The 21,047-nt window shown below is 67.2% G+C and carries 20 protein-coding genes; 14 read left to right on the plus strand and 6 right to left on the minus strand.

Annotated elements, in window-relative coordinates; all coding sequences use genetic code 11:
• Positions 1–15: 15 nt before the first annotated feature.
• The gene (locus H8F26_RS03760) at positions 16–873 is read left to right on the plus strand and encodes a dienelactone hydrolase family protein (RefSeq protein ID WP_197157582.1); all 858 of its coding nucleotides are present in this window, start codon (positions 16–18) and stop codon (positions 871–873) included.
• 53 nt (positions 874–926) lie between these two features.
• Here the strand turns inward: H8F26_RS03760 and infC are convergent, their stop codons facing one another.
• Entirely contained in the window at positions 927–1,595 is a 669-nt protein-coding gene (infC, locus tag H8F26_RS03765) for a translation initiation factor IF-3 (protein ID WP_322757840.1), read from the minus strand.
• Positions 1,596–1,656: 61 nt separating this feature from the next.
• Positions 1,657–2,598, minus strand: coding sequence for a tRNA (adenosine(37)-N6)-dimethylallyltransferase MiaA (miaA, locus tag H8F26_RS03770; RefSeq protein ID WP_231605445.1), 942 nt, complete (start codon positions 2,596–2,598; stop codon positions 1,657–1,659).
• 188 nt (positions 2,599–2,786) lie between these two features.
• Here miaA and gyrB point away from each other — a divergent pair, with 188 nt between their 5' ends.
• The 4 genes from gyrB to H8F26_RS03790 are packed head-to-tail and all read left to right on the plus strand — an operon-like array spanning position 2,787 to position 5,872.
• The gene (gene gyrB, locus H8F26_RS03775) at positions 2,787–4,745 is read left to right on the plus strand and encodes a DNA topoisomerase (ATP-hydrolyzing) subunit B (RefSeq protein WP_197157584.1); all 1,959 of its coding nucleotides are present in this window, start codon (positions 2,787–2,789) and stop codon (positions 4,743–4,745) included.
• A complete protein-coding gene (locus H8F26_RS03780; RefSeq protein WP_197157586.1) occupies positions 4,745–5,089 on the plus strand; it encodes an SH3 domain-containing protein in 345 nt (114 codons plus the stop codon). Before gyrB ends, H8F26_RS03780 begins: the two co-directional genes overlap by 1 nt.
• A gap of 11 nt (positions 5,090–5,100) precedes the next feature.
• On the plus strand, positions 5,101–5,466 hold the full coding sequence (locus tag H8F26_RS03785) for a CrcB family protein (protein ID WP_197157588.1): 366 nt from the start codon (positions 5,101–5,103) through the stop codon (positions 5,464–5,466).
• Positions 5,459–5,872 carry a CrcB family protein gene (locus tag H8F26_RS03790; protein WP_231605446.1) on the plus strand — a complete coding sequence of 138 codons (414 nt, stop codon included), beginning with the start codon at positions 5,459–5,461 and terminating at the stop codon, positions 5,870–5,872. The genes H8F26_RS03785 and H8F26_RS03790 overlap by 8 nt, the downstream gene beginning before the upstream one ends.
• A 1-nt stretch (position 5,873) precedes the next feature.
• On the opposite strand, the gene H8F26_RS03795 is transcribed toward H8F26_RS03790, so the two are convergent.
• On the minus strand, positions 5,874–6,353 hold the full coding sequence (locus tag H8F26_RS03795) for a glutathione peroxidase (RefSeq protein WP_197157590.1): 480 nt from the start codon (positions 6,351–6,353) through the stop codon (positions 5,874–5,876).
• Between the two features lie 120 nt (positions 6,354–6,473).
• A complete protein-coding gene (locus H8F26_RS03800; RefSeq protein WP_197157592.1) occupies positions 6,474–7,223 on the minus strand; it encodes a sulfotransferase family 2 domain-containing protein in 750 nt (249 codons plus the stop codon).
• A 347-nt stretch (positions 7,224–7,570) separates the two neighbouring features.
• On the opposite strand from H8F26_RS03800, the gene H8F26_RS03805 reads away from it, so the two are divergent.
• The 3 genes from H8F26_RS03805 to H8F26_RS03815 all read left to right on the plus strand — a co-directional run bounded on the left by H8F26_RS03805 (position 7,571) and on the right by H8F26_RS03815 (position 11,422).
• Positions 7,571–8,725, plus strand: coding sequence for a nucleotide disphospho-sugar-binding domain-containing protein (locus tag H8F26_RS03805; protein ID WP_197157594.1), 1,155 nt, complete (start codon positions 7,571–7,573; stop codon positions 8,723–8,725).
• Positions 8,726–8,847: 122 nt separating this feature from the next.
• Positions 8,848–10,290 (plus strand): magnesium transporter, encoded by a 1,443-nt coding sequence (mgtE, locus tag H8F26_RS03810; RefSeq protein WP_231605447.1) that lies wholly within the window; start codon positions 8,848–8,850, stop codon positions 10,288–10,290.
• Between the two features lie 145 nt (positions 10,291–10,435).
• Positions 10,436–11,422 (plus strand): RpoD/SigA family RNA polymerase sigma factor, encoded by a 987-nt coding sequence (locus H8F26_RS03815; RefSeq protein WP_304623210.1) that lies wholly within the window; start codon positions 10,436–10,438, stop codon positions 11,420–11,422.
• Positions 11,423–11,424: 2 nt separating this feature from the next.
• On the opposite strand, the gene H8F26_RS03820 is transcribed toward H8F26_RS03815, so the two are convergent.
• Positions 11,425–12,834, minus strand: coding sequence for a glutamine synthetase family protein (locus tag H8F26_RS03820; protein ID WP_197157597.1), 1,410 nt, complete (start codon positions 12,832–12,834; stop codon positions 11,425–11,427).
• A 77-nt stretch (positions 12,835–12,911) separates the two neighbouring features.
• On the opposite strand from H8F26_RS03820, the gene H8F26_RS03825 reads away from it, so the two are divergent.
• The 6 genes from H8F26_RS03825 to H8F26_RS03850 are packed head-to-tail and all read left to right on the plus strand — an operon-like array spanning position 12,912 to position 20,557.
• Complete coding sequence (locus H8F26_RS03825; RefSeq protein WP_197157599.1) at positions 12,912–13,544, plus strand: cysteine hydrolase family protein; 633 nt, start codon at positions 12,912–12,914, stop codon at positions 13,542–13,544.
• Between the two features lie 26 nt (positions 13,545–13,570).
• Positions 13,571–15,727, plus strand: a complete 2,157-nt coding sequence (locus H8F26_RS03830) for a glycosyltransferase family 39 protein (protein WP_231605448.1) — start codon at positions 13,571–13,573, stop codon at positions 15,725–15,727.
• On the plus strand, positions 15,724–17,514 hold the full coding sequence (locus H8F26_RS03835; protein WP_197157601.1) for a glycosyltransferase family 39 protein: 1,791 nt from the start codon (positions 15,724–15,726) through the stop codon (positions 17,512–17,514). The genes H8F26_RS03830 and H8F26_RS03835 overlap by 4 nt, the downstream gene beginning before the upstream one ends.
• Positions 17,515–17,557: 43 nt before the next feature.
• Positions 17,558–18,295, plus strand: a complete 738-nt coding sequence (locus H8F26_RS03840) for a putative 2OG-Fe(II) oxygenase (protein WP_197158959.1) — start codon at positions 17,558–17,560, stop codon at positions 18,293–18,295.
• Entirely contained in the window at positions 18,282–19,487 is a 1,206-nt protein-coding gene (mutT, locus tag H8F26_RS03845) for an 8-oxo-dGTP diphosphatase MutT (protein ID WP_231605449.1), read from the plus strand. Before H8F26_RS03840 ends, mutT begins: the two co-directional genes overlap by 14 nt.
• A 50-nt stretch (positions 19,488–19,537) precedes the next feature.
• Positions 19,538–20,557, plus strand: coding sequence for a carbohydrate kinase (locus H8F26_RS03850; protein ID WP_197157605.1), 1,020 nt, complete (start codon positions 19,538–19,540; stop codon positions 20,555–20,557).
• Here H8F26_RS03850 and tsaE read toward each other — a convergent pair.
• Positions 20,554–21,009: a tRNA (adenosine(37)-N6)-threonylcarbamoyltransferase complex ATPase subunit type 1 TsaE gene (gene tsaE, locus H8F26_RS03855; protein WP_197157607.1), complete on the minus strand. Its 456-nt coding sequence runs from the start codon at positions 21,007–21,009 to the stop codon at positions 20,554–20,556. The genes H8F26_RS03850 and tsaE overlap by 4 nt on opposite strands.
• Positions 21,010–21,047 lie beyond the last annotated feature (38 nt).

Here is a 21,047-nt window from a genome sequence, read left to right on the forward strand (position 1 = left end):
GAGCGATCCGCCGCCATGACATCCGATGCCGCCGCTGCTCAGACCTCTGTGGCTCCGGCCGCTGCCGACTGGGTGACGATCCCGGTCGCCGCCTCAGCTGACGTCGCTGCCACCGAGCTGCGTTGCTGGTGGGAACCGGCCCGCGGCGGGTTCTGCCGGGGTGGTGTGCTGGTGCTGCCGGAGGTGTTTGGCGTGAATGGCTGGGTGCGCGGCATGGCCGGGCGCCTGGCGGCCGAGGGCTATGCCGCCCTGGCGATGCCCCTGTTCTCGCGCACGGCGCCGGAACTGGATCTCCCCTACGACGCCGCCAGCCTGGCGGAGGGGAGGCACCACAAGGACCAGACCACCACCGCACAGATCCTGGCTGATGCAGCGGCGGCCGCCGCCTGGCTGACTGGGCAGCTGGAGGCCATGGGCCTCGGCGAGGGCTCCAGCGGGGGCCTCAGTGAGTCTGAGGGGCGGTCCGTGGGCCTGGGCTGCCTGGGCTTCTGCTTCGGCGGCCATGCCGCCCTGCTGAGCGCAACGTTGCCGGCCATCGCCGCCACAGCGGATTTCTATGGTGCCGGCGTGGCCAGCGGCCGCCCCGGTGGTGGTCCCCCCAGCCTCAGGGAGGTGGACCGGATTCCTGGCCGGTTGCTCTGCGTCTGTGGGCGCCAGGATCCCCTGATCCCACAGGCCGATGCGGCAGCGATCCGCTCAGCCCTGGAGGCGGCCAACCGGATCAGGGCTGATGGCCCCCCTGAAGCCCTGCACCGCTATCTGGAGGTGGAGGCCGGCCACGGTTTCCTGTGCGATGCCCGCGACGACTACAACTCCGCAGCGGCAGCCCTCGGCTGGGCTGCCCTGCTGGAGTTTTTCGCCGAAACCCTTTGAGTCAGGGGCCCTCGGCCCGAACGCCACCAGCTGGTCTTGCAGACGGCCGTGCTTCAGCCGGCGGTGGCTTGCACCCTGGATTCAATCACCCTGGTTTCCGTCTTTTCGGGCTTGCTGATCTCCGCCTTCGGCCTGGGGCTGGCGCTGCCTCCGCCACCGCCGGACTTGGCGACGGCCTGCTTACGTGGCGTCAGGAACATGATCATGTTGCGGCCTTCCCGCTTGGGAGACTGCTGGATCTCGGCCATCTCCTCCAGGTCTTTGGCCATCCGGAACAGCAACTGCTCCGCCAGGGCGGTGTGCTGGATCTCGCGGCCGCGGAAGATCACCGTGCACTTGACCTTGTCGCCGGACTTGAGAAAGCGCAGGGCCTGGCCGATCCGCACCTGGTAGTCGTGCGAATCGATCTTGTAGCGCATCTTGACCTCCTTGACTTCGGTCTGATGCGATTTCTTCTTGGCTTCCTTGGCCTTTTTTTCCTGCTCGAACTTGAACTTGCCGTAATCCATGATCCGGCAGACCGGAGGATCGGCCTTCTCGCTCACCAGCACCAGATCCAGTTCCCGATCGACGGCAACGGCCAGGGCAGCCTCCCGCGTGATCACCCCCAGCTGACTGCCATCGGCATCGACCACCCTGAGGTTGGGGTAATTGATCCGGTCGTTGATGTTGGGCAGCTCCCGGACGGGAGCACGGCGGTCAAAACGGGGACGGGGAGGCATTCAGAGGGGCGAAGGTTTGCTGGCTTGGACACCTGAGGGTCTGCCCAGGGTCTGCAGAGCTTCACCCTAGAACGGCCGCGATCTCTTGTCTGGCCTGTTGCGGGAGATCACCAACCTGATCCGCTTGCCCCAGCCAGTGGGGCTGGTGCTGGCGCCGGAACCAGGTGCGCTGCCGCTTGGCGAACTGACGGGTGCGTTGCTCGGTGAGGGCGCGGGCCTCCGCCTCGTTCAACTGGCCCTGCAACAGGCTGCGCGCCTCGCCATAGCCGATCGTGTCCAGCAGGGGCAGGGTGCTGCCGTAGCGCCCGATCAGCCGTTCGGTTTCGGCCACCAGGCCGGCGTCATAGAGCTGGCCGGTGCGGCGGGCGATGCGCTGGTGCAGGTCGGCTGGATTGAGGCCCAGTTCCAGCACGCGCCACGGGGGTGGGTTGCGGCTCTGCTGGCTGGAGAGGGGTTGGCCGCTGGCGTAGAGCACCTCGAGGGCGCGCTGGGTGCGGACCGCATCGGCCGGGGCGATGCGGGCGGCCGCCTCGGGATCGGCCTGGCTCAGAAGCTGGTGGCAGGTGGGCTGGCCCAGGGAGCTGAGCTGGGCCCTCAGCTCGGGCTGGGGCGGCACCCGCGGCGGCTCCAATCCCTGGGTGAGGGCCTGGAGATAGAGGCCGCTGCCCCCCACCAGCAGGGCCGCGCCGCGGCGGGCGTGCTCCCGGGCGATTGCTTCTGAGGCCAGGATGCGGAACTCCTGGAGGTTGATCGGCTGGTCGGGGCGCCGCAGATCCAGCAGCTCATGGCGCACCCGGCGTCGCTGCTCCGGCGTGGGCTTGGCGGTGCCCAGGTCCATCTCGGCATAGAGCTGGCGCGAATCCACCGACAGCACGGCCAGATCGAAGTGTTCGGCCAGCTCGATCCCCAGATCCGTCTTGCCGCTGGCGGTGGGGCCGAGCAGCACGATCACCAGGGGGCGAGGGTCCCCGGCGGTGGCGGCGCCGACGGGCGCGAGGGGCACGGCGGAAGGGGGAGCAATCGCAGCCAGTCTGCATCCCCCGTTCAAATGGAGCCGCAGAAGCGGCTGAGAGCCCCTGCAGGAAGCCAGTGATAGATTGCCCGCCGCGGCAAGGCCTGAGCAGGGCTTCCGCCCCTCTCTGCCCCGGGATCTCGCCGTCCTGTGCCGACTCCCTGGGGACACCCAACCGCATGAGCGACGCCACCAAAGTCCAGGCCGCCTACGGCGCCGAGCAGATCCAGGTGCTGGAAGGGCTGGAGCCGGTGCGCAAGCGGCCCGGCATGTACATCGGCTCCACCGGTCCGCGGGGCCTGCACCACCTTGTCTACGAGGTGGTGGACAACTCAGTCGACGAGGCCCTGGCCGGGCACTGCACCGAGATTCTGGTGGTGCTGCATGAGGATGGCTCCTGTGCGGTGACCGACAACGGCCGCGGCATCCCCACCGATATCCATCCCCGCACCGGCAAGAGTGCCCTGGAAACGGTGCTCACCGTGCTCCACGCCGGCGGCAAGTTCGGCTCCGGCGGTTACAAGGTGTCCGGCGGCCTGCACGGCGTGGGCGTGTCGGTGGTGAACGCCCTGAGTGAATGGGTGGAAGTGACCGTGTACCGCCAGAACCAGGTGCACCGCCAGCGCTTCGAGCGCGGCAACCCGATCGGTTCGCTCCGTTCCGAGCCCGGCGAGGAAGGCCGTACCGGCACCTCGGTGCGTTTTCTGCCCGATCTGGAGATCTTCTCCACCGGCATCGTCTTCGACTACGCCACCCTGTCGGCGCGGCTGCGGGAGCTGGCCTATCTCAACGGAGGCGTGCGCATCGTCTTCCGAGACGAGCGAACCACGGCCCGGGGCGCGGACGATGCCGCCCATGAGGAAATTTATTTCTATGAAGGCGGCATCAAGGAGTATGTCGCCTACATGAATGCCGGCAAGGATCCGCTCCATCCCGACATCATTTACGTCAACTCTGAAAAGGAAGGCGTTCAGGTCGAAGCGGCCCTGCAGTGGTGTGTGGATGCCTATTCCGACAGCATCCTCGGCTTCGCCAACAACATCCGCACCGTCGATGGTGGCACCCATATCGAGGGCCTCAAGACGGTGCTGACCCGCACCCTCAACACCTTTGCCAAGAAGCGCGGCAAACGCAAGGATGCCGACGCCAACCTCGCCGGCGAGAACATCCGCGAGGGTCTCACGGCCGTGTTATCCGTGAAGGTGCCTGACCCCGAATTCGAGGGCCAGACCAAGACCAAACTCGGCAACACCGAGGTGCGCGGCATTGTCGACTCGCTGGTGGGCGAGTCGCTGAGCCAATACCTGGAATTTCATCCCGCCGTGATCGACCTGATCCTGGAGAAGGCGATCCAGGCCTTCAATGCCGCCGAGGCGGCCCGGCGGGCCCGCGAGCTGGTGCGGCGCAAGAGTGTGCTCGAGAGTTCCACCCTGCCCGGCAAGCTGGCCGATTGCTCCACCCGCGATCCGAGCGAATCGGAGATCTACATCGTCGAGGGGGATTCCGCCGGTGGCTCGGCCAAGCAGGGCCGCGACCGCCGCTTCCAGGCGATCCTGCCGCTGCGGGGCAAGATCCTCAATATCGAGAAGACCGACGACGCCAAGATCTACAAAAACACTGAGATCCAGGCCCTGATCACGGCCCTGGGCCTCGGCATCAAAGGCGAAGATTTCGATGAAAAGAATCTGCGCTACCACCGGATCGTGATCATGACCGACGCCGACGTGGACGGCGCCCACATCCGCACCTTGCTGCTGACCTTCTTCTACCGCTATCAGAAGGCCCTGGTGGAGGGCGGTTACATCTACATCGCCTGTCCGCCGCTCTACAAGGTGGAACGCGGCAAGAAGCATTCCTACTGTTACAACGAGGCCGATCTCAAGAAGACCGTTGATGGTTTCGGAGAGAAGGCCAATTTCACCATCCAGCGCTTCAAGGGCCTCGGCGAAATGATGCCCAAGCAGCTCTGGGAAACCACCATGGATCCCACCACCCGCACAATGAAGCGGGTGGAGATCGAAGATGCCCTTGAAGCCGACCGCATCTTCACCATCCTGATGGGCGACAAGGTGGCTCCCCGCCGCGAATTCATCGAAACCCACAGCGCCGAGCTGGATCTCGCCCAGCTCGATATCTGATGGTCACTGACATCATCAACCCTCCGGCTGCTTCAGGTTGGCGCTGGTCCGTCTTGCTGGGCTTCGCCCTGATTGCTCCGGTGGGTCTGCCAGCCGGAGGTGCGGAGCGCAGTGTGCCCGCCGTGCGAAGACGCCAGCTGGATGAGCCTCTGCTGTCGTCTGGGGTGCTCGCGCTCCGCATTGCCCCTGAGCGCAGCGCGCCGGCTCTGGCAACGGTGGCCGTGGGTGAACCCTTGCACGTGCTGCGGATCTGGTCGGGCTTCGATGGTCGGCGATGGTTGCGCGTCAGGAGCGGATCGGCCTGCGGCTGGTTGGCAGATCTGGGTTGCGGTGAACGAGCCTGAGCCGCCTGCTGATGCGAGACGCCCTGCTGGTGGCCCTGGGGGCAGTGCCAGGCGCCTGGCTGCGTTTCCGGCTGGTCAACCATTTCCAGCCCCTGGTGCCGCGACGTCACTGGGGCACCTTCGGGGTCAACGTGGTGGCCTGCTTCGTGCTGGGTCTGCTCAGTGCTCTGGAGGCGCGCTGCGGGCCGGCGGCGCCAAGGCTGGCTCTGCTGCTGACCGTGGGCTTTCTGGGAAGCCTGAGCACCTTTTCCAGCTTCTGCGTTGAACTGCTGCAGGCGCTGCAATCCGGCCAGGAGCAGCAGGCGTGGCTGCTGGCGGCCGCCTCGCTGCTGGCCGGCCTGGCAGCGGTGGGCCTGGGGCTGGTGATCGGTGGCTGATCCCGACCTGCTGCGTCGGCGCCGCCTGCGCTTCGCCCTGAGGGAGCTGGCGCTGGTGGGGCTGGGGGCGGTGCCTGGAGCCTGGTTGCGCTGGCAGGCGGGGCTGCAGCTGGGCCCCTGGCTGGGGGGGACGGCCTGGACCAACGCTCTGGTCAACCTGGTGGGCTCCTTTCTGCTGGGCCTGCTGAGCGGACCGATCCCGCGGCGCACCACTCTGCTGCTGGCTCTGGGGGTGGGCTTCTGCGGCGCCCTCACCACCTTCAGCAGCTGGATGCTCGACCTGGTGCGGCTGCTGCAGACGGCCCAGCCCAGGCTCGCCCTGCTGCTGCTGCTCGGGAGCCTGGCCGGCGGCGTGGCGGCCGCCGCTCTGGGACTGGCCACCAGCCGCCGCCTCTGGCGCGCCTGAATCAGGCCGCCAGGGCCGCCTCGATCGCGGCGGTGAGTTCAGCGGCATCGGGCTCCACGTTGCTCTTGAAGCGGGCCAGCACTGTGCCGTCCTTGCCAATCAGGAACTTCTCGAAGTTCCAGGCCACATCACCGGCAGGTTCGGCCTGGGTGAGGGTGGCATAGGGCTCTGTCTTGGCGCCGGTGGCATGCACCTTGTCGAACAGCTCGAAGCTGGCGCCATAGGTGGTGGAGCAGAACTGCTGGATCTCCGGCAGGCTGCCGGGTTCCTGAGCGCCGAAATCGTTGCAGGGGAAGCCCAGGACGGCAAACCCCTGAGCCCCGTACTGCTCCTGGAGGGCCTGAAGACCGGCGTACTGGCGCGTGAAGCCACAGCGGCTGGCCACGTTGACAATCAGCAGCACCTGACCATGTCGAGCGCCAAGATCGAGTTCAGAGCCGTTGGCAGTTCTGACTTTCACCCCAGTGATGTTGATACTCACGCTTGTTGATTCCGTCAGGCTAAGCAAGACTATCCCAGGACAGCGTAGACTGACGCAATAAGACAACCCAAAGGCTGGCCTGCCCCACCAAAGACTGTTCTGCCCCATGAAGGCTCAAAACTAGGGGCTACTCGGCGGGCCGTACAAACCGCCGAGGAGTTCGTAATCATCCTGCAGAAAATCTGTGAGCCGACGCACCGCAAGGCTACTGATGTCCTGCTTGCGCAACTTTGGCCCATCGGTTTTCAGTCGCGGGAATTCCAGCACCAACCCAGCCCTTGTATTAATCCATTCAATGGCCGAATCTAGCTCCTCAAATCTGAAAACCTTGTCATAGTAACTCAGGTCATCTCCCAGGTAAAACCGCTGACCCCTGATGTGGTGAGCAATTGCAGGAATGTCCTGATAGGCATTCAAGTTTTCAATAAATGTTTCAAGGCCCGGCTCCAATGGAAGCCCCAGCAATTCACAATGCTGAGCATTCTTCGGGTTGCGCCAGTGCGGATCTAATACTTTATTGGTATAGGCAGAGAGAAAGCGTGAGATCGGATCACGCACCACAGTCATTCTTTCAAAACCCTTCAACTCGGCTACGGGCTCAAAACAGGTTGGCTTGCCATAGATCATGTAGAGCTCAAACCTGAGGCCATTAATCACCATGGGCTCATAGAACCTGCCATTGTCGATGCGGAAGAGGTGCTGGCGCATGGAAGAGCCTGCATTCTTGGGAGCGGGATGATAGATAACTTTGGCATTGGCGCACAGGGCATACCCCATCCTATTCGGCTGGCTATTGCGATGATTTCCGGCACGATAGCGCATCTGTAACTGCCAGCTCTGTCTTAACTCATTCTTCAGCGATGAAGCCATTGTGGCCCTGCCGCCCGTGCACTCAACCTGCAGTCCGCTGGGATTCAGTACACAGCGCAGCTTCGGGAGCCGGCATCTCGCAGATAGACTTTGCTGACGCTGAGGTTGGCACTGGCTTGTCATCGCCGGTTCGCCCCTTATCAAGAGGTGTGGCGACGATGCCTTCTGGGTGCTTGCAGCAACTGGAGTGCTTGCAACAACCTGTCAGAGCTGGAAAGCTTCCAGGCTGAATCGGAAGACATCTGCACAGGCCGGATTCAGCGGGGCGCTTTGCATGGAGGGTCGTTGTTATGCTGAGTCGCCGTACAAGCCTCTTATAAATCTTGAAAATCCTATGTGTCTGGGAAATGGGTGGCGGACTGGGCCATCTCACACGGCTGAAACCATTTGTTCAATCGGCGCTGGAGGCAGGGCATGAGGTCAGCCTTGTCGTCAAAGAGCTGGCCAATATTCGGGCTGTCTATGAAACGATGCCTCACCACGTGTTCCAGGCGCCATACGAGACAACGCCGGGGTGTGCCATCACGCCGATTTCATGGCCAGAGATGCTGATGGTGCGGTATGGCAGATCCAAAAAACTAAGCTGCTTTCTTGAGGCATGGTATTCCATTCTTGATTTGGTCAATCCCGATCTTGTCATCTACGATGCCTCTCCAACAGCGCTCCTTGCGAGCCTGGAATACTCCTGCATGAAGTGGACCGTGGGAGGGCCGTTCTTCATGCCCAGGACAGATATGCCATTCGTGGGCATCATGCCAAATGCCAGTGGGACTCCAGACGTCAAAAAGCGCCTACACGATTCTGAAAGGACATTTTTGGATGTTGTCAATCAGGCGTTGATTCAGACCGGGAGATCAGCAATCGTCAATGTCAAAGATATTATCGAGCAAATTGACAAGCAGCTTCTGACTACGATTCCAGAGCTTGATTATTTTGGAGCCAGATCCATAGGAGACTATGTTGGCATGCCGCCATCTGATGTTCCCGGCATTGCGCTGCCTCCCTGGCCTGCAGCGGCAAGGCTCAAAGTCTTTGCGTACCTGAAGATTTTTCCTGGTTGGGAGACATTTCTTGAGGATATGGAAGCGATCGGCCTGCCTGCGCTGATTTATACACGTGATGCCAGCAATGCCCTGAAGGGCAAACTCAAGCGCCATATTTTTCTTGAAAGCCCAGCATCGATGGATGAAGTTTGCAGCCAAGCGGATCTCGTCGTGCATATGGCTGGCAGCCAGACTGTTGCACGATGCCTCCATGCAGGCGTTCCGCAGCTCTTGATAGGAACGGGGCTTGAGCAGATCTTCACGGCAAGAGCCGCTGAAAAGATTGGCGCTGGCCTTGTACTCAAACCATCACAATCTGGCTACGGAGAACAACTCGAAGCTGCTATTGCCTTGGCGAAGAAGGGTCGGATCAAGTTTCCCAAAGAGCGCAGAGAAATGCTGGACGGAGCTTACTTCAACTCTCACGTCAGAGCTTTCATGCAAGAACTTTCCCTTTAGCGGCCCCTATCTTCTCGCTGCAGCCGTAGAAAGACGATGCATCTCCATTCGATTTTCAGGTCTTGCTGTGGATGCTTTGACATCTAAGCTCAATCTGTCGTGGCCCATGCCCCCTTTACCAGATGCGTGAGGTCAACGGGGCACCAACTGCCATCGGTCCTTCCACCCCTCTGGCTGGTGCTGTGGGTACGACCAACGGCACCCCACTGGCTGATGTGGTGTCGCAGCAGCTGCTGCGCCTGCTGGAGGCCGGCAATTACGACGCCGTGAAGTTGCTGCTGCAGCCGGTGCAGGAGGTGGATGCGGCTGAGGCGATCGGCCTGCTGCCTCAGACCCTGCAGGCCCTGGCCTTTCGCCTGCTCCCCAAGGATGAAGCGATTGAGGTGTACGAGTACCTCGATCCGAGCGTGCAGCAGAGCCTGCTGGAGCGCCTGCGCTCCAGTGAGGTGCTGGAGCTGGTGGAGGAGATGTCGCCCGATGATCGGGTGCGGCTCTTCGACGAACTGCCGGCCAAGGTGGTGCGCCGCCTGCTGGTGGAGCTGAGTCCGGCTGAACGGCGTGTCACCGCGCAGCTGCTGGGCTACGAACCTGAGACGGCCGGTCGTCTGATGACGACCGAGTTCATCGATCTCAAGGAATTCCACAGTGCCGCCCAGGCGCTCAACATCGTGCGTCGCCGGGCCCGCGACACCGAGACCGTCTACAGCCTCTACGTGACCGACGCCTCCCGGCACCTCACGGGGATCCTCTCGCTGCGGGATCTGGTGACGGCCGATCCCGAGGACCGCATCGGTGATGTGATGACCCGCGACGTGGTGAGCGTGTCCACCGAAACCGACCAGGAGGAGGTGGCCCGGGCGATCCAGCGCTACGACTTTCTGGCGGTGCCGGTGGTGGACCGCGAACAGAGGCTGGTGGGGATCGTCACGGTCGACGATGTGATCGACGTGATCCAGCAGGAGGCCACCCGGGACCTCTACGCCGCCGGCGCCGTGCAGGCCGGCGATGAGGACGACTACTTCCAGAGCAACCTGTTCACGGTGGCCCGCCGGCGCGTGGTGTGGTTGTCAGTGCTGGTGGTGGCCAATGGCTTCACCTCCGAAGTGATCGCCATGCAGGAGAAGGTGCTCAGCCAGGTGGTTGTCCTGGCGGCCTTCATCCCCCTGCTGATCGGCACCGGCGGCAACGTGGGGGCCCAGAGCTCCACCGTGGTGATCCGCGGCCTCAGTACCCAGCGCATCCAGGCTCTGGGTCCCTGGCGCACGATTGTCCGTGAAGGCGTGGCCGGTGCCCTGCTTGGCCTGCTGATGCTGCTGGTGGTGGTGCCCTGGGCCTGGTGGCGGGGGGAGGGGCCGCTGGTGGGGCTCTCCGTGGGAATCAGCCTGCTGGCGATCACCACCCTGGCCGCGACGGCGGGTGCGGCCCTGCCGCTGCTGTTCGATCGGCTGAAGCTGGATCCGGCCCTGATGTCAGCCCCTTTCATCACCACCGCAACCGACGTGGCCGGGGTGTTCATCTACCTGCAGACCGCCTCCTGGCTGCTGAGCTGGATGGGCCAGGGCTGAGCTGGCTGCTGCCCCGATCCAGCCGGAGCCCCCGTCGCGGCGAATTCTGAGAGGAGTTCACAGTTCTTCAGGTTATGCTGACAGGAACGTGAAGTTCTGTGCCGTGTCCGTAGCCCTCTCGCTCGAAAATGCCCCGACTTCCAGGGTGGTGCCTCTGTCCGGCGGTCGTCCCTCCTCTCGCCCCGCTCCGGTCGATGGCGATCTGGTGCGCTCTTACCTGCGTGACATCGGTCGGGTGCCACTGCTCACCCACGAGCAGGAGATCACCTTCGGCCGCCAGGTGCAGGAGCTGATGGCGCTTGAGGAGCTCGAAACCGATCTGGAGGGCAACCTCGGCAGCAAGCCCAGCCAGTTGCAGCTCGCCGAGGCGGCGGGTCTGGATCCGGCCGTCCTGAAGCGGCGGCTGCACAACGGCCGCCGCGCCAAGGAGCGGATGGTGGCCGCCAACCTGCGCCTGGTGGTGAGTGTGGCGAAGAAGTACACCAAGCGGAACATGGAACTGCTGGATCTGATCCAGGAGGGCACGATCGGCCTGGTGCGGGGCGTGGAGAAATTCGATCCCACCCGCGGCTACAAGTTCTCCACCTACGCCTACTGGTGGATCCGCCAGGGGATCACCCGGGCGATCGCCGAAAAGAGCCGCACGATCCGCCTGCCGATCCACATCACCGAGACCCTCAACAAGCTCAAGAAGGGGCAACGGGAGCTCAGCCAGGAGCTGGGCCGCACCCCCACCGTCACCGAGCTGGCGGTGTTTGTCGAACTGCCGGAAGACGAGGTCAAGGAGCTGCTCTGCCGGGCCCGCCAGCCGGTCAGCCTGGAAACCAAGGTGGGCGACGGCGATGACACCGAACTGCTCGACCTCCTGGCCGGTGATGGCGTGTTGCCCGAAGAGCTGGTGGATGGCGAATGCCTGCGCGGCGACCTGCGGGCCCTGATCGAACGCCTGCCCGTGATCCAGGGTCGGGTGCTGAAGATGCGCTATGGCATTGATGTGGAGGAGCCGATGAGCCTCACCGGCATCGGTCGGGTCCTGGGCATCAGCCGCGACCGGGTCCGCAATCTCGAACGCGATGCCCTGGCCGGGCTGCGCCGCCTCAGTGAGGCGGTGGAGGACTACGTGGCCTGCTGAGCTCAGGCCTGGATCGGCGGCCACCAGCAGGTGGTGGCGATCAGGTCCGCTTCCGAGAGATTGGCACTGCGGCGCAGCTCCGCCTCACGGCTTTCGATCACGGTGTGATGCAGGGCTTCTCCCATCACACCGGCAAGCAGGTCGTCACGGCGTAGGTGCTCCACGGCTTCGCTCAGCTGGCGAGGCAGCCGGGCCGGGGCGGCCGGATTCTCGCCGGTGTCAGCCAACCCCAGGCGGGCGGGGTCGCCGACCACCGGCGGCGGCAGGGGGCTGGGATGGTCGATGCCATGGACCATGACCGCCATCAGAGCGCCCAGCAGCAGATACGGGTTGGCGGCGGCATCCACCACCTTCAGCTCCAGGTGGCTGCTTTCCTCGGGGCCGCCCGGGATCAGCCGCAGGGCCGCTTCCCGGTTTTCCACCCCCCAGATCTGGAAGGGAGCTGCCCAACGCCCCGGCACCAGACGCCGGTAGGAGACCGCCAGCGGGGTGGCGATCGCCAGCAAGGCTGGCAGCCGTTCCAGCAGCGCGGCCAGAGCGCCCTGGCCGGGGGTGGTGAGACCTCCCGGACCGTTGCCACCGCCGAACAGGGGCACTCCGTCGCGTTCAAGACTGAGATGCACATGGCCACCGTTTCCCACTCGCTCCGATGACACCATCGGGCTGAAGGAGGCCCGCCAGCCGAAGCGGAGACTCACCCGCTGGATGATCAGCCGGGCGCACACCAGCTGGTCGGCGGCCTGGAGCGGATCGGCAGCCGCCAGGGACAGTTCGAACTGGCTGGCACCGTATTCCGGGTGGATCTGGAGCCAGGGAAGGCCGGCGGCGTCCAGGGCGGCGGTGATCGCGCTGAGGTAGTCGAGCCCCTCGATCAGGCGGTCGGCGCCATAGGGGCTGCCGCCAATGGTGGGGCTGAGATAGCCGCCCACACCGCTGGGACTGCCCACCACCCATTCGATCTCGAAGCCGGCGTTCACCGTCAGGCCCGCCATTGCCGCCGCATCGCCCTGGAGGCGGCAGAAGCTGCGCTGGTCAGCCGCGTAAGGACTGCCGTCCTGCTCGAAGCGATCGCCGGCCAGCCAGCCCCAGCCCGACGCGACATCCAGCAGCACCAGGCTGTCGAGATCCGGGATCAGCCGCAGATCCCCGTCCGGGCGGGCCAGGGACTGGAGGCCATCGATGCCGCCGGTGGCACCGAAGCCATCAGACACCGGTGAGAAACCCACCCCACTGGCGGCCACCTGGGGCAGGCGGGCCAGGGGGATCCCTTTGACCAGGGGCAGGCCGCCGTGGTTCACGAAGGTGATCGCCAGCTGGCGCAGGCCGCGCTGCTGCAGCTCCGGCAGCAGGAGCCTGGCGCGGGCCTCCGCTCGCTGGGCGAGGCTCGGGTGACGGCTCCCGGGAATAGCCATGGGCGGGCGGGCTGGAACGTTCAGGATGGCGCCGCCGCCCTGCGCTCGTCAGCCTGGGCGGAGCCGCAACGCCCGTGATGGCCCCCTCGCCCCTGAACTCCAGGCCGCCGGTTCCTGACCGCGCACTCAGGGCCGGCCAGCGGGCCCTGCTGCTGGTGGATCTCCAGAACGGCACCTGCGGTCCCGAGCTGATGGAGCGGCGACCGGCCTTCCTGGAGCGCTTCCAGGCCAGAACGCTGCCATGCCTGGAGCGGACCCTGGCCCTGGCCCGGAACCAGGGCATCGAGGTGATTCACACGGTGATCGCCAACCTCACCCGCGATGGCCGCGACCGCAGCCTTGATTACCAGCGCTGCGGCATGGGCTTTGCGCCAGGTTCCAGGGAGGCACAGGTGATCAGGCCTCTCACCCCTGATCCTGACGAGATCGTGCTGCCGAAAAGCTCCTCCTCCCCCTTCTCCTCCACGGTGCTCGACTATCTGCTGCGCAACCTCGGCGTGCGCGAGCTGATCGTGGCCGGTCTGCTCACCGATCAGTGCATTGACCACACCGTCAAGGACGCGGCCGATCGCGGCTACCAGGTGATCTGTCTGACCGATGCCTGCCAGGCGGAAACACCCGAACGCCATGAGGCCGCCCTGGCCTGTTTCCAGGGCTACGGCCGCCAGTGCAGCGTGGCGGAGTGGGCGGTGTCGCTGGGGGAGGCTTGAAGCCAGAGTGAGGCGACCACGGACGCTTGGTTCTGGCTTCCTCCGTCTCCACCCCCCGGCCGCCGCTGCACCGCAGGGCCTGGTTCTGGTGGCTCACCCTTCTGGCGATCTGGCTGTTGGCCACCCTGTGGGATCGCAGCTGGCTCGCGGCCGATCATTCCATCCCCGACTGGGACGAGGCCGACTACCTCAACAGCGCAGTGGACCACGGCCGGGCCCTCGGGTTGTTGCCTGGCGGTGGCTGGCCGGGCTGGGACGGGTTGCTGGATCTCTCCCCCAAGATTCCACCCCTGGCCTCCCTGGTGAACGGCAGCGTCATGGCCCTGGTGGGGGATCGGCCGGATCAGGCGGTCGGCGGCCTGGCGGTGTGGCACGGCCTGTTGCTGGTGGTGGTGGCCTGCTGGGGGCGGCAGCTGGTGTCGCCCGGCTTCGGGTTGCTGGCCGCGGCCCTCACCGCCCTGCTGCCCGGCCTGGCTGAGTTGCGCCTGGTCTTCACCCTCGATCTGTCCCTGGCCGCCACCACGACTTTGGCTCTGTGGCTGCTGGGTCGTTGGCAGGCGCCCCAGGGGGGGCTGTGGCGCCAGAGCCTGCTGGCGGCCTTGGCGGTGGCCGCGGCAGTGCTGGTCAAGCAGAGCGCCCTGCTGGTGCTGCTCGGGCCCTGCTGCTGGGCGGCGTTGCGCGGACTGGGCCAGCCCGGACGGCGGCTGCAGGCGCTGGCGGCGCTGGCGCTGGTGCTGGCGGTCTGTCTCCCCTGGCTGCACCACAACTGGATCACCACGATCGGTGGCACCAACCGGGCCGTGATCGAGTCGGCGGCGGCGGAGGGGGATCCGGCCGTCTTCAGCCTGACAAGCCTGCTCTGGTATCCGCGGCTCTGGCCCCAGCAGCTGGGACTGCCCGTGCTGGCCATCGCCCTGATCGGTGGGCTGGTCGGCCTGCTGCCGGTGCTGCGCGATCCCCAGCGCCGTTGGCAACCCCTTGCGGCTCTGCGGCGACCCGTGCGCCAACTGCCGACGGGATGGCCATGGCTGATCGGCTGCAGCCTGTCTGGCTGGGTGCTGATCACCCTCAGCCCCAACAAGGATCCCCGCTACATCGCGCCACTGCTGCCGCTGCTGGCCCTGCTGCTGGCCCTTGGCTGGTGGAGCTTCGGCCTGGCCCTGAGACAGCGGGGCGGCCCGCGGCTGGCGGCCGCGGCTCTGGTCGCCGGCCTCGGCTCCACCGCCGCCGCCGTTGCTCAGCCGCGGGCAGACGCGATCGCCCGGCGCCAGGTGTCGCCGTTGCCGCAGGTGATGGCCACGCTCAACCGGATCCAGCCGGGGCAGCCGCTCACCCTGCTGGTGCTGCCGGGCGTGAGCGATCTCAACGACCACACCGCCACCTTCTACGGCCGTCTGCAGGGAGGCCAGGTGCTGGCCCGCAGCCTCGGCCGCAACCCCGCCGACCATGCGCTGGTGCTGCAGCGGGCCGAGTGGCTGCTGCTGGCCACGGGCGATCAGGGTCACCGCCGCGGCGTGGTGCGTCAGCTCAGCAGGCAGGTGCGTCAGGACGGTCGCTTCGAGCGGGTGGCCCAGTGGCCCTGGAGCAAGGGGCGCCAGGTTGAACTGTGGCGCCGAACCCCCAGCGCACCGCCGGTGCCGCCCTTCGATCGCAGCTTCATCGCGATGGCGTCGGGACTCGCCGATGGCCCGCAGGGGCTGGCGCGGGTGTTCGAGGCGATCGGGCCCCAGCACCAGCTCGATGCCCATTTCCTCTACCAGCGCCGGGTCGAAGACTGGGCCCGGCAGCGCCTTGGCCGCGATCCCAACGACATCGAGGCCCTCTGGAGCCTCACCCTGCTCGCGATCCTGCAGGAGCGGCCGCAGCAGGCGGAGCAGTGGCTGGCGCGGCTGGAGCGGCTGCTGCCGGACAACCCCTGGCCCGCCGCCTACCGCAGTGCCGTGTTGCTGATCGACTGGAAGCCCTGGCCGGCGGGCCAGGTGGCCCGCACCCATCCCCGCCACGGCCAGGAGCCGGTGCTGCAGGGCCTCGCAGACCTGGCGGCTGTAGTGGGTGGCGATCTCACGGCGATCGGCTCGGCCCGCCGCACGCTGCCGCAGGCCTATGCCCGCATTGATCAGGCTCTCAAGGACCCCCCAGGCAAGGCTCAATCGGCCGACGCACCCCCTGGCCAGAAGCCATGAGCGTGTTCGAGGGCTTTGCTGCTGCCGGCCGTGACGCTGGGGGCCTGGGTGGTGTTGGCCGCGGTGATGGTGGGCGGATCCGCCTCTGCCATGGCCTGCTGCTGCTCTGGGGTGTGGCGGTGCTGCTGGCCCTGGTGGGCCTGGGCAACCTGCCCTTGCGCGACTGGGACGAGGGCATCGTGGCCCGGGTGGCCCTGGAGCTGAGCCAGGCCCCCCGCTACGGCGATCTGTTGCCCACCTACTGGGGCGAGCCCTATGCCAACAAGGCCCCGGGGCTGCATCTGCTGATCGCCCAGGCGGTGCAGCTCTGGCGCCTGTTGCCTGGCCAGGCTGCGGTCTCCGGTCTGCCCCCCGAATGGGTGGTGCGGCTGGTGCCGGCCCTGCTGTCCACCCTGGTGGTGCCCCTGGCGGGCCTGATCCAGTGGGAGTTGCGGCCGGGCCAGCGCCGCACCGCCCTGGCCACGGCCCTGATCCTGCTGTGCCTGTTGCCGGTGGCGCGCCATGGCCGCCTCGCCATGCTCGATGGCAGCCAGCTCTCGGCCACGGCGTTGCTGTGGTGGAGTCTGCTGAAGGTGCGGGCGCCGCAGCGGCAGCTCTGGCGCTGGAGCGCCATCGCCGGCCTGGCCGGCAGCGCCCAGTTGCTGCTCAAGGCGCCGCTGCTGCTGCCGGTGCTGGCGGTGGGTCTCCTGGCCCTGGCCTGCGATGGGGCGATGGACTGGCGCCGCTGGCGGCGGCTCGGCGCCGGCCTGCTGCTGGGGCTGTTGCCGGGGCTGGGCTGGCATCTCTGGCATGCCCTGGCCCAGGGCAGTGCCGCCGCCTGGATGTGGTTCGGCGACGGGGCAGGGCGGGTGCTGCTCTCGGCCGGTGAAGGCAGCGATCTGGGCTGGCGTGTTCCTCTCACCGAGGTGCTCGAGGGCGGCTGGCCCTGGTTGCCGCTCTGGCCCTTCGCCATGGGGCTGGCCTGGCGCGAGCGTAACCGCGCCGCCGGCCGCTGGTTGCTGGTGCTGCAGCTCGGCATGGCGGCCACCGTGCTGCCCCTGCGCACCCAGCTGCCCTGGTACAGCCATCCCCTCTGGCTGCCCTTCGCCCTGGTCTGCGGGCCGCTGCTGGCCTGGCTGATTGATCCGGCCGGTCAGCCCGTGGCGCCGCCGCTGCGCAGCGTGGTGCGCTGCATCCCCCTGCTCTGGATGGTGCTGGGGATTGCCGGCCTGCTGCTGGCCCTGGCCTCGGCCATCCCCCCGGCCCTGCTGCCGCCAGGCTGGCCTTCAGCGGAAGCGCTGGCGCCCCAGCGGATGATTCTGCTGGCCATGGGTGGGGGCTGGAGCCTGGGTGGCGCTCTGCTGCTGCGGGCCCGTGCTCCTGGGGGCCGCAGCCGGGGTGTCGCCGTGGTCGGGGCTGGGTCTGTGCTGGCCCTGCTGGCCCTGTTCTGCAGCCCGTTCTGGTTGTGGGAACTGAATGAAACCTGGTCGGTACGGCCGGTGGCGGCGCTGTTGCAGCGCCATCAGGTTGAGGCCGCCGGGATGTGGCGCCAGGATGCGCGCCCCAGCCTCAACTGGTATGCGGGCCTGCCGGTGCGGCGGCTGGCGAAGGCCCGGGATCTGCCGGCCGCCGGACCCAGCGGCGGCGCCTGGGTGCTCAGCCAGGACGGCACCGCTTCGCCCGCCTGGGCCTGCCGGCCTGTCGACGCAGCCGGCGGCTGGCAGTTGCTGCGCTGCCGATCCACCGACGACGCTGGCCAGGGTCGGCGCCACCACCAGCGGGCCGGAGGCCAGGGGCATGGCCGTTAGGGTCCGTTCAGCTGACCAGGGCCGGGTGGCCAACGACCTGTCGATGGAGGTGCAGAGCCTCTTCCCCCGCTATCTGCTCAAGGGCCACCTGGCCGATGCCCAGCTCACCGGCCTGCTGCAGTTGGCTGAGCAGGTGCTGGCCGATCCGCGCGGCACCACCGATGCCTCGGTGAAGCTGGCCGGTCAACTGGCCCTGCAGCGCGAGCTGGGTCCCCACTTCCCGGCTGTGGCTGGGCTCTGCGCCGATGTGATCCTGCCTGCCTGCGACCGCTGGATCAGCCATGTGATGGAACAGCAGCCGCCCCAGGGCCGCGGACCCTGGATTCCTGGCCGCTACGGGCTACAGATGATCGATGTGTGGCTGAACGTGCAGCGCGCCGGCGACTACAACCCCACCCACACCCACGGGGGCAGCTTCTCGGGGGTGCTCTTCCTGAAGGTTCCTCCCCAGATCACCGGCGAGCGCTTCGATGGCCAGCTCTGCTTCCACGGTCCGGAGGAGTGGCACATCCAGAGCTTCCGCACCGGCATGGCCCACTACGTGCTGCCTGTACCCGGCGAGTTCTATGTGTTTCCGGCCTGGCAGCCCCATTCGGTCGCCCCTTTCCGCGGCGAGGGGGAGCGCTGGTCCATGGCTTTCAACGTGGCAGCGGTGCCCCGGCCGGTGAATCAGCCTGCTGCCGCCGGATTGGCTGTCGCTGCGCCAGGCAGGGCTGACCAGGCGCCGCCAGCGAATGTGTCGCTCTCGATCGCCCGACCCCGGCCCGGTGGCTTCGGCTGACGCCTCCAGCGCTCCGGTGTGGGTGGAGGTCGATGCCGTTGAGCTGCGCCGCTCCCTGCTGGCCTGGTGGGAGGTCCACGGCCGCCATGCCATTCCCTGGAAGCTCAGCTCCGAGGGCCTGCCGCTGGCCGATGGCGAGGAGGGTTGTGCCCTGCGCGCTTGGGTGGCCGAGGTGATGCTGCAGCAGACGCAGCTGCGCGTCGTGCTGCCCTACTGGCACCGCTGGATGGCGGCGTTCCCCACCCTGGAGGGCCTGGCCGCCGCCGAGGAGCACGACGTGCTGCTGCTCTGGCAGGGGCTCGGCTACTACTCCCGCGCCCGCCGGTTGCACCAGGGCGCACGGCAGCTGCTGGCCGCTGACGCCGATGACAGTGGTGATGGCCGTGACGAAGGCGGTGACGGGCTTCAGCCCGACCCCTTCCCCCGCACGCTCGAGGGCTGGTTGGCACTGCCGGGGATCGGCCGCAGCACCGCCGGCAGCATCCTGTCGTCGGCTTTTGATCGGCCCTTCGCGATCCTTGATGGCAATGTCAAGCGGGTGCTGGCGCGACTGCTGGCCAGTCCGCGGCCACCGGCGCGGCAGCTGGCCGGGTTCTGGCGGCTCAGTGAGGCCCTGCTCGATCCGCGGCGGCCCCGGGCGTTCAACCAGGCACTGATGGATCTCGGCGCCACCGTCTGTACGCCCCGTCAACCGAGCTGCGGCGTCTGTCCCTGGCAGGGGAACTGTGCTGCCTACGCTGCCGGCGACCCCGCCCGCTACCCCGTGAAGGATGCCGCCAGACCCCTACCGTTCCAGGTGATCGGCGTGGGGGTGGTGCTCGACCCCGCCGGCCGGGTGCTGATCGATCAGCGGCTCAACGAGGGCCTGCTGGGGGGGCTGTGGGAATTCCCCGGCGGCAAGCAGGAGCCTGGGGAGGCGATCGCCTCCACCATTGCCCGCGAACTGATCGAGGAACTGGCGATCACGGTGGAGGTGGGCGAGGAGCTGATCACCCTCGAGCACGCCTACAGCCACAAGCGACTGCGCTTCGTGGTGCATCTCTGCCGCTGGCTGAGGGGCGAGCCGCAGCCGCTGGCCTCCCAGCAGGTGCGCTGGGTGCAGCCGGCCGAGCTGAAGGACTACCCCTTTCCCGCGGCCAATGCCCGCATCATTGCGGCACTGCTGGAACGGTTGGGCTTGGTCGCCGCCTGACGGATCCGCGCTGGAGGAGCACGCTGAAGGGATCGCCGTGCCGTTGATCGATGGATTCCCTGCCCCAGGTGCTCTGTTTCGGGGAGGCCCTGGTGGATCGGCTGGGGCCGCCGGGTGGGGACCCCGCCACCGATCCAGACTGTGATGACCGGCTCGGCGGGGCACCGGCCAATGTGGCCTGTGCCCTGGCCCGGCTGGGCACGCCGGTGGCGTTTCTGGGCCGGCTGGGCCGTGATCCGATCGGTGAGGCCTTCGCGAGTCTGCTGGCCGAACGGGGCGTGAATCGGGCGGCGCTGCAGTGGGATCCGCAGCGGCCCAGCCGCATCGTGCTGGTGCGTCGCGATCTCTCCGGTGAACGCAGTTTCGGCGGTTTCGCCGGGGATCGGGGCGAGGGTTTCGCTGATCAGGCGATCGCGGCGGCCGAGCTCGAGCTGGCCCTGGATCAGCTGGTGGAGCCTGGCTCGGCAGCGGGCCCGGCCTGGTTGCTGATCGGCACCATCCCCCTGGCCAGCCCCTTGGCGGCAGCTGCCCTGGGGTGCGCCCTGGCGCGGGCGGAGGCCCGCGGCCTGCGGGTCGCCCTGGATGTGAACTGGCGGCCCACCTTCTGGGGTGCGGCGGCGGACGACCCTCCGTCTCCCCGTGCCTTGGAGCGGATCCGGCCGCTGCTGGCCCGGGCCGATCTGCTCAAGCTGGCGGCAGAGGAAGCCGAGGGGCTGTTCGGGACCCGCGATCCGGCGGAGATCGCCGCGTCCTTGCCCCAGGCCCCGGCGGTGGTGGTCACCGATGGCGGCGCCCCGCTGCGCTGGCACTGCGCTGGCGTCTCCGGCAGCCTCGCCCCCTACGGGGTGGCGGTGGTGGACAGCACCGGTGCCGGTGACGCGTTCCTGGCGGGGCTGCTCCATTGCCTCTGCCTTCAGCCCGACCTGCTCGACAGCCCCTCGGCTGACACCCTCACGGCAGCGATGCGCTTTGCCAGCGCCTGTGGCGCGCTGGTGTGCGGCGGCGCCGGTGCGATCGACCCGCAGCCCTCAACCGAGGCGGTGCAGCGCTTTCTGGAGGCGTGGGCCTAAGGCGCGATCAGCCGGGCGATCCGCCCCTGCTCGGGATCGGCTGGATCAGCCAGTTCCAGCTGCAGCCGCCAGGCCTCGGCCGGCAGCTGGCTGAGCCGTTCCGGCCATTCCACCGCCAGCAGGGCCCCCAGGGAGCGGGCCTCCTCCTCCTCCTGGGCAAAGAGTTCATCGGCCGCCGCCGGCGGCTCCAGCCGGTAGAGATCCAGATGCACCAGGGCCGTGGCACCGGCTTCCCCCTGGCCGGCGTAGTGCTGCGCCAGGGCGAAGCTGGGGCTGGTGATCGGCTCGCTGATGCCGAGCCCTTCGGCCAGGCCCTGCACCAGGGAGGTCTTGCCGGCCCCCAGCTCCCCCTGCAGCAGCAGGATCGGTGCGGGGGCAGCCAGCTGCCGGACCAGGGCGCGGCCGAGGGCACGGGTGGCGGCCAGATCACGCAGCAGAACCGGGTCGGGCATGGCAGGGGGCCTGGGCTCTCGAGAGCCTTGAGGACCCC

Origin of the sequence: Synechococcus sp. CBW1006, assembly GCF_015840525.1 — a bacterium.
In the GTDB taxonomy this organism is placed as follows: Bacteria; Cyanobacteriota; Cyanobacteriia; order PCC-6307; family Cyanobiaceae; genus CBW1002.

Coding starts and splice junctions, on each gene's coding strand:
- H8F26_RS03760 (WP_197157582.1), top strand. CDS start 16: ATGACATCCGATGCCGCCGCTGCTCAGACCTCTGTGGCTCCGGCCGCT.
- infC (WP_322757840.1), bottom strand. CDS start 1,595: ATGCCTCCCCGTCCCCGTTTTGACCGCCGTGCTCCCGTCCGGGAGCTG.
- gyrB (WP_197157584.1), top strand. CDS start 2,787: ATGAGCGACGCCACCAAAGTCCAGGCCGCCTACGGCGCCGAGCAGATC.
- H8F26_RS03780 (WP_197157586.1), top strand. CDS start 4,745: ATGGTCACTGACATCATCAACCCTCCGGCTGCTTCAGGTTGGCGCTGG.
- H8F26_RS03785 (WP_197157588.1), top strand. CDS start 5,101: ATGCGAGACGCCCTGCTGGTGGCCCTGGGGGCAGTGCCAGGCGCCTGG.
- H8F26_RS03800 (WP_197157592.1), bottom strand. CDS start 7,223: ATGGCTTCATCGCTGAAGAATGAGTTAAGACAGAGCTGGCAGTTACAG.
- H8F26_RS03805 (WP_197157594.1), top strand. CDS start 7,571: ATGGGTGGCGGACTGGGCCATCTCACACGGCTGAAACCATTTGTTCAA.
- mgtE (WP_231605447.1), top strand. CDS start 8,848: ATGCGTGAGGTCAACGGGGCACCAACTGCCATCGGTCCTTCCACCCCT.
- H8F26_RS03820 (WP_197157597.1), bottom strand. CDS start 12,834: ATGGCTATTCCCGGGAGCCGTCACCCGAGCCTCGCCCAGCGAGCGGAG.
- H8F26_RS03825 (WP_197157599.1), top strand. CDS start 12,912: ATGGCCCCCTCGCCCCTGAACTCCAGGCCGCCGGTTCCTGACCGCGCA.
- H8F26_RS03835 (WP_197157601.1), top strand. CDS start 15,724: ATGAGCGTGTTCGAGGGCTTTGCTGCTGCCGGCCGTGACGCTGGGGGC.
- H8F26_RS03840 (WP_197158959.1), top strand. CDS start 17,558: ATGGAGGTGCAGAGCCTCTTCCCCCGCTATCTGCTCAAGGGCCACCTG.
- H8F26_RS03850 (WP_197157605.1), top strand. CDS start 19,538: ATGGATTCCCTGCCCCAGGTGCTCTGTTTCGGGGAGGCCCTGGTGGAT.
- tsaE (WP_197157607.1), bottom strand. CDS start 21,009: ATGCCCGACCCGGTTCTGCTGCGTGATCTGGCCGCCACCCGTGCCCTC.